Annotated in this window: 5 protein-coding genes; 2 read left to right on the forward strand and 3 right to left on the reverse strand. The window is 72.3% G+C overall.

What is annotated here, in order from left to right:
• Nucleotides 1–148: 148 nt before the first annotated feature.
• The 3 genes from pepN to ACWGDX_RS39015 form a co-directional block, all read right to left on the reverse strand.
• On the reverse strand, nucleotides 149–2,659 hold the full coding sequence (gene pepN / locus ACWGDX_RS39005; RefSeq protein ID WP_453633527.1) for an aminopeptidase N: 2,511 nt from the start codon (nucleotides 2,657–2,659) through the stop codon (nucleotides 149–151).
• Between the two features lie 231 nt (nucleotides 2,660–2,890).
• Entirely contained in the window at nucleotides 2,891–3,298 is a 408-nt protein-coding gene (locus tag ACWGDX_RS39010) for a chorismate mutase (protein ID WP_453633529.1), read from the reverse strand.
• A 205-nt stretch (nucleotides 3,299–3,503) separates the two neighbouring features.
• Nucleotides 3,504–4,313 carry a serine protease gene (locus tag ACWGDX_RS39015; RefSeq protein WP_453633531.1) on the reverse strand — a complete coding sequence of 270 codons (810 nt, stop codon included), beginning with the start codon at nucleotides 4,311–4,313 and terminating at the stop codon, nucleotides 3,504–3,506.
• 478 nt (nucleotides 4,314–4,791) lie between these two features.
• Here ACWGDX_RS39015 and ACWGDX_RS39020 point away from each other — a divergent pair, with 478 nt between their 5' ends.
• Nucleotides 4,792–5,730: a hypothetical protein gene (locus ACWGDX_RS39020; RefSeq protein ID WP_453633533.1), complete on the forward strand. Its 939-nt coding sequence runs from the start codon at nucleotides 4,792–4,794 to the stop codon at nucleotides 5,728–5,730.
• Nucleotides 5,731–5,756: 26 nt separating this feature from the next.
• Nucleotides 5,757–7,256, forward strand: a complete 1,500-nt coding sequence (locus ACWGDX_RS39025) for an ankyrin repeat domain-containing protein (RefSeq protein WP_453633535.1) — start codon at nucleotides 5,757–5,759, stop codon at nucleotides 7,254–7,256.
• The last annotated feature ends 50 nt before the right edge of the window (nucleotides 7,257–7,306 follow it).

Genomic DNA, 7,306 nt, shown 5'->3' on the forward strand with positions numbered 1-7,306 from the left:
GTACGGCGGATCCCGGGGCGGCAGAGCGGGCGCGCGCGGCGCGCGCGGCCGGCCGGTCGGCGCGTGCGACCGGCGCGTGCGACCGGCGCGCGCGACCGGCGCGGGCGACCGGCCGGCGCGGGACGGACGGCGAGCGGGGGACGGACCGTCAGGCGCCGCGGACCTTCAGTGCGCGGCGCAGGTCGTCGAGCTGGTCGGCGAGTTTGCGGCGCAGGGCCGGGATCATGTCCGTACCGTCCAGGCACTCCTGGCCGAGGCGGAGTGTCTCCTCGTCGATGGCGTGGACGGGGAAGGCGTACCGCCCGGCGGCCTCGGCGATGGCGGGGCCTCGGCGCGCGGCGAGGGCGACGGCCTCGGGGTAGAAGCGGGGGACGTACTCCTGGACGAGTTCGGCCTGTTCGGGCTGCCAGAAGCCCTTGGCGGTGGCGGTGAACAGATAGTTGGAGAGGTCGTCGGAGCCGAAGAGCCGGGTCCAGGCCTCGGCCTTGGCCGCGGGGTCGGGCAGTGCGGCGCGGCAGCGCGCGGCGCCTTCCTGGCCGGTGGCGCTGGGGTCGCGGCCGAGTTCGGCGTCGATGGTGCCGGTGCCGATGGCGCCGAGGACGGCGAGCCGGGTGAGGATGCGCCAGCGCAGTTCGGGGTCGAGTTCGGGTCCGCCGGGGACGCTGTCGGAGCCGAGCCAGTCCTGGATGGTGTCGGGCTGGGTGGCGGCGTCGATGCGGTGGCGTACGGCGATGAGGCGCAGCCCGGGGTGGTTGCCGTCCTCGGTGCGGCGGATGAGGTCGCGGCAGATCGCGGTGAGGGTGGCGAGTGCCGCGGGGCGGTCGTCGGCGCCGAGGTAGCGGTTGGTGATCTGGTCGGCGGCGAAGGTGAGGACGCCTTGGACGAGGGCGAGGTCGGTCTCGTGCGGGAGGTGGGCGCGGGCGGCGTCGAGGTAGGCGGTGGGGGCGAGTTCGCCGTCGCGGACCATGTCACGGGCGGCGTTCCAGATGACGGCGCGGGTGAGGGGGTCGGGGATCCCGGAGAGGGCGCGCAGGGCGGTGTCCCAGGAGTCGCTGTCGAGGCGGACCTTGGCGTAGGTGAGGTCGCCGTCGTTGAGGAGGACGAGGGCGGGGCGGCGTCCCGGGCGGGCGGCGGGTGCCTCGGTCAGGGGCAGGTCGAGTTCGACGACGTCACGTGCGACGAGCCGGGCCGGGTCGGCGACATCGAGGTCGTAGGTGCCGACGGCGATGCGGTGGGGCCGGCTGCCGTCCCGTACGACATCGAGGGTCCAGCCGGTGTCGGTGCCGCCGACGACGGGGGTGAGGGTGTCGACGCCGGTGGTGCCCAGCCACTGGGCGGCCCAGGCGTGTACGTCGCGGTCGGTGGCCTGGGCGAGCGAGTCGATGAAGTCGGCGAGGGTGGCGTTGGCGAACTTGTGCCGGGCGAAGTGGATGTTGATGCCGGCGAGGAAGTCCTTCTCGCCGAGCCAGGCGACGAGCTGGCGCAGTGCGGAGGCGCCCTTGGCGTAGGAGATGCCGTCGAAGTTGAGCATCGCGGACGCGGTGTCGGGGACGGCGGCGGGGTCGGGGGCGACGGGGTGGGTGGAGGGGCGCTGGTCGGCGTCGTACCCCCAGGCCTTCCGGACGATGCCGAACTCGACCCAGGTGTCGGTGAAGCGGGTGGCCTCGGTGAGGGTCTGGTAGCCCATGTACTCGGCGAAGGACTCGTTGAGCCAGATGTCGTCCCACCAGGTGAGGGTGACGAGGTCGCCGAACCACATATGGGCCATCTCGTGGGAGATGACCATGGCGCGGGTCTGCCGCTCGGTGTCGGTGACGGCGGAGCGGTAGACGAAGTCGTCGCGGAAGGTGACGAGGCCGGGGTTCTCCATGGCGCCCGCGTTGAACTCGGGGACGAAGGCCTGGTCGTAGGAGTCGAAGGGGTACGGCTCCTGGAACTTCTCGTGGTAGCGGTCGTAGCAGGCGCGGGTGATGCCGAGGATCTCGTCGGCGTCGGCGTTGAGATGGGGGGCGAGGGAGCGCCGGCAGTGGATACCGAAGGGCAGTCCGGCGTGTTCGGTGCGTACGGAGTGCCAGGGGCCCGCGGCGACGGCGACGAGATAGGTGGAGATGAGGGGGGTGGGTGCGATGGTCCAGTGCCGGCCGCCGGTCCGCCGGGGATCGTCGGTGGGCTCGGCGATCCCGTTGCCGAGGACGGTCCAGCCGTCGGGCGCGGTGACGCTCAGCTCGAAGACGGCCTTGAGGTCGGGCTGGTCGAAGGCGGCGAAGACGCGCTGGACGTCCTCCATGAAGAGCTGGGTGTAGACGTATGTCTCGCCGTCGGTGGGGTCGGTGAAGCGGTGCATGCCCTCACCGGTGCGGGAGTACCGCATGTCGGCCTCGACGCGCAGCTCGTGCTCCCCCGCGTCGAGTCCGGTGAGCGCGAGCCGGTTGCCGCTGAGACCGGCGGGGTCGAGTGTCCGTCCGTCGAGGGTGACGGAGCGCAGCGCGGCGGGCTTGAGTTCGACGAAGGTGTCTCCGACGTCCCGTGTGGTGAACTGGATGACGGTACGGGAGTCGAAGGTGTCCTCGCCGGTGGTCAGATCGAGGGCGATCGTGTACCGGTGGACATCGATGAACTGGGCTCGGGTCTGCGCTTCGTCGCGCGTCAGTACGGACATGGGGGACATGCTGCCCGATGGGGCGCGGGCCGCACAGTAGGGATCTTTCCGCTCTCAGCGCACGCGCCGCGCGCCCTCTTGGCCGTGGGCGCTCCGGAGCTGTCCGCGACCGGAGCCGGGCGTGGCCGGAGCCGGGCGTGGCCGGAGCGGTGTGTGAGCCGAGCGTGGCCCGGACAGGACCTACCCGGGCAGGGTGCCTACCCGGACAGGAGGCCTACGCGGGCAGGGTGCCTAGGCGTGCTCGGCGGCCTCGGTGCCGTTGTCCCGTGTCTCGCCCGCGATCGTCTCGTGATGGCGGATCACCTCGGCGATGATGAAGGTGAGGAGCTTCTCGGCGAAGGCCGGGTCGAGCCGGGCGCTTTCCGCGAGCTGGCGGAGCCGGGTGATCTGGCGTGCCTCACGGGCCGGGTCGGCCGGCGGGAGATGGTGTTCGGCCTTGAGGATGCCGACCTGCTGGGTGCATTTGAAGCGTTCGGCGAGCATATGGACGACGGCGGCGTCGATGTTGTCGATGCTCTCGCGCAGGCGGTTCAGTTCGGCGTGTACGGGGTTCTCGACACCGGAATCCTCGGTACCGGAATCCTCTGTGCCGGGGTCTTCGGTGCCGGGGCCGTCGGTGCCGGGGTCGCTCGTGGTCATGGTCCGGCAGCTTAGACGGGCCGGGGCGTGCGGGCCCGCCGGTGATCAGGATGCGGGATCCCGCCGCTCGCCGCCGGGGCCGCGCGCCACGGAGGAGGGGCGGGTACGGGGTGCGTGAGCGCGACCCCGTACCCGCCCCTCCTCGCCGCTGTGCCGGCTCGGTGACCCGCTCGGTTCACATCAGGGAGCCGGCGCGTGGTTCACGTCAGAGAGTCGACGCGGCCGAGGCGATGGCGGAGGCGAAGGTCGAGACCTCGGTGTAGACACCGGGGTAGTTGGGACGGGCGCAGCCGTTGCCCCAGCTGACGATGCCGACCTGGATGAAGGCTCCGGCGCTGTCCTTGCGGAACATCGGGCCGCCGGAGTCACCCTGGCAGGTGTCCGTGCCGCCCTGCGCGTAGCCGGCGCAGATCTCCTCGCTGGCTATGATGTCGCCGCCGTACGACGAGTTGCAGCTCGCGTCGGAGACGAACGGGACGGACGCCTTGAGCAGGTAGCGCTGCTGTGCGCCGCCCTCGGTCGCCGCGCCCCAGCCGGCGACGGTGAAGGTGCCGGTGTTGTACTGCGTGGTGGTGGCGATCTTCAGGGTCGGCAGGTTGATGGGCTGCGCGAGCTTGATCAGCGCCCAGTCCTTGCCGGCGCCGTTGTAGCCGGGAGCGCGGAGCACCTTGGTGGAGCGGACCTTGATGGCGCTGGTGCTGTTGAGGTCCACGACACCGGCGGTGGCGGTGATGCTGGTGTTGTTGCCGGATGCGCTCACACAGTGGGCGGCGGTCAGGACGACGGTGGGCGAGTACAGCGCGCCACCACAGCCCATCGAGAGCCGGACCATGAAGGGGAATTCGCCCTGCGCGGCGCGGGTGCCGCCGACGACGGGCGGCGCGACCGGCGCGACGGCCTGGGTCTTGGCGACCGGCGCGGGCGCGGCGGACGCCGTGGACGGGTTGAGGCTGAACGCGGCGAGGACGACGGCGCCGGCGGCGGCAGATCTCTTGAGGACGGTCAGAAGCTTCATCGGGCTGCCTTTCGTGGGGGGCTGTTGTGGGCGTGGTGCTCGATGGCTGTACGTGGGGCCCGCCGTCGGGCCGGTGCCGGGTCAACGCGCGTTGCGCTGGCCTGACATGGGCCCGACAAGAAAGCGTGATCCGGATTATGGGGAGGAGTTCAGCCACGCCACAAGAACCTGTTTTCGGCCACGCCGAGGGCGCATATGCCAGTCGGTGTCCGATCACCGGACAGCGAGGGGACATACAGGGGACTTTGTGCCGGATTCTCCGACCCGCGCGGCGTCCGTATGCCGTACGTCTGCCGTATGTCCGCAACCCGTGCTCCGCCCGTGCCCCGTCCGCGCTCCGCCCGTGCGCCATCCGCGCGCACCCTTCGCCGGGCCGCTTCCGTGGATCGTCGTGACCGCCCCGTAGAGTGGATTCCGGTTGGCCGGGTTGACGTTCCTCGCAGGGAACCGTCGACCGTCCTCGCAGGGGGTTACGTACGTGACGAACGGCGGCGAGGTCGTGCACGGGTATCCGCATCTCGACACGGCCCGCGCGGCGATCACCGCGCTCTACCAGCGGCTCTCGCCCGAGGGCATCCGCTCGTACGCCCCCAGCGTCGCCCCGGGCGATGTCGCCTTCTCCGACCTGGACGATCTCCATCTCGGCACCCAGCGGGTCGCGCACGCCCTGGTCCAGCAGCTCCGGCTGCCCGACGCGCGCATGATCGTGAGCTTCCGCGAGATGGACCAGGCCGCGAGCGTCGAGCTGGCCGCCGGCCCGGAGTACTTCATCGAGCTCAACAACCGCTTCCGCACCCACCGCCGTGACATCGGCGCCGCCCTCGCCCACGAGATCACCCATGTCCTGCTGCACCGGCTCGGACTGAGCTTCCCCGGCACCCTGGACAACGAGATCCTCACCGACACCGCGACGACCTATCTGGGCGCGGGCTGGCTGCTGCTCGACGCCTATCGCGAGGACCGTGACTCCAGCCAGAAGCTCGGCTATCTCACGCCCGAGGAGTTCGGCTACGTACTCGCCAAGCGGGCGATGGTCTTCGACGAGGATCCCCGGATCTGGTTCACCAGTCCGCAGGGGTACACGTCGTATACGAAGGGCAGGGCGCAGGCGCTGCGCGACGAGCAGCAGCCGCCGCTGACGTCCGCCGGCTGGACGGGCCGGCACCGCTACGCCAAGGACCGCCGTTACGCGCTCGACCACCTGGGCGGCGACCGGACCGGTGGCGGACACACCGGCGGGCCGGCCGCGGACCCGCCGGGGGACCCCTCCGCGCCGTACGCCTTCGAACGGCAGCAGGACGGCCTGCGGGTCTCGTTCCCCTGTCCGACCTGCCTCCAGCGCATCCGGGTACCGGTCCGCGGCCGGGTGCGGGCGCGGTGCGGACTGTGCCGTACGGTCCTCGACTGCGACACCTGACCGAGAGCGGAACGTAGAGTCGAAGCATGACGAAAGAGCCGACGTCGGGCGAAGCCGACCTGTTCGAGGCGGTGGGCGACGGGGCGGACGACACCGTCGTACGGCTGCTCAGGGCGGGTGTGTCCGCCGAGGCCACCGATGAGGACGGCGAGACCGTCCTCTACCGCGCGGCCGTCAGCGACGCGCGGGGGGTGGTGCGGCTGCTGCTCACGGCGGGCGCCGATCCGAACCGGGCGAGCGGGCGGGAGGGCTGGGACCTGCCGCTGTGCGGAGCCGCGTGCGGCGGCCACACCGAGGTGGTACGGACCCTGCTCACCGCCGGAGCCCGGCCCGACAGCCGCGAGGCCTTCGATCTCACGCCGGTGGTCTGGGCGGTCCGCCAGGGGTTCGCCGACACGGTGGAAGCGCTGCTGGAGTACGGCGCCGACCCCGATGTGCCGGGCCCGGGAGGCGAATCGCCGCTGCTGCTGGCCGCCCGCCACGGCTCCCCCTCGACCGTACGGGTCCTGCTGCGGTACGGCGCGAGCACGCACGCGGAGGCGCTCGCCGAGGCCCGGCGCTGGATGGCGCTCGATGTGGAGCGGGAGCTGCGGGACGGGCTGGCACGCGCCTACGGCGACGGATACGAGACGGTGGTGCGCCGGATCGAGGAGGACGGCTCGGTGACCGTGGTCGTCGAACTGCTGCGGGACGGCGCGCCGGTGGCCGGACAGGAGCAGCGGACCGGACACGCGGCCGTCGCGACGATCCTCGAAGCGGAGCTGGGGCTGGTCACACCGTACGAGGAACTGGCGGAGCGCGCCCTGAGCGCCGGGGATCCCGGCCGGGACGACTGGGTCGAGTCCGTCTCCGCGCTGTGGCGGCGCGGCGACGAGGAGACGTTCGAGGAGGCGGCGCTCTGGTGCGCGAGCGAGGAGCCGCTGCGGCAGGCCTTCGGCGCGGACGTGCTGGCGCGGCTGGGCGCGGTGGACGGGCCGAGCCCGTTCACGCAACGCGCGGTGCCTCTGCTGCGGGAGCTGTCCCGGCGGGCCGTGGAGCCCGAGTTGGTCCGCGCGGTCGTGGTGGGTCTGGGGCAGCACGCCGATCCGGTGGCGCTGCCGGAGATCCTGCGCCACACGGGCCATCCGGACACGGGGGTCAGACGCCGGGCCGCGCTGGCCCTGACCGGGCTCGTACCGGGCGGTCACCGCGACGGCGTCTGGGCGCTGATCCTGCTGAGCAGGGACGCGGACGCGTCGGTCAGGGACCGCGCGGTGCTGGCGCTGGCGGATGTGGACGCGGACAGCCATGAGATCCGTGAGGCGCTGGCGGCCCGGCTGAACGACCCGGACGCCGAGACGGCCGCGAAGGCGGCCAGGGGCCTGGCGGTACGTCAGGATCCGCGCGCGATCGACGCGCTGGCCCGGATCCTCGCCGACGAGGACCCGGACGGCTATGCCCGTGAGACGGCGGCGGACGCGGTGCGGTATGTACGCGAGGGCCCGGAGCGCCGCCGGCTGGAACGCACTCTCCCCCGCCAGCGCTGAGCCTTCGCGGGGGGGGGCGCGGGGCGCGGATGAGCGGACCGGCCGGGCGG

This window comes from Streptomyces sp. NPDC055025 (assembly GCF_053608565.1).